Consider the following 230-nt stretch of genomic DNA (forward strand, 5'->3'; position numbering starts at 1 on the left):
ACTTGGATGAGGGGGTGGTGGGACAGGTTGCGGGTGGGGTTGAGTCGGTCGACGAGGACTTCGAAGGGGACGTCTTGGTGTTCGTAGGCGGCCAGGCTGCGGGTGCGGACTTGGGCCAACAGTTGGGCCATGGTGGGGTTGGCGGTCAGGTCGACCCGCAATACCAAGGTGTTGACGAAAAACCCGACCAGGTCATCGAGGGCGGGATCGCGCCGCCCGGCGATCGGGAA

Annotated in this window: 1 protein-coding gene; it reads right to left on the reverse strand. The window is 64.8% G+C overall.

Translation table 11 applies throughout. The features are described from left to right. Positions 1 to 230: condensation domain-containing protein (locus AC5Y7E_RS24385; RefSeq protein ID WP_499950982.1), on the reverse strand; the 230-nt coding region annotated here is incomplete at both ends.

The organism is Mycobacterium sp. NGS17, from assembly GCF_059813205.1.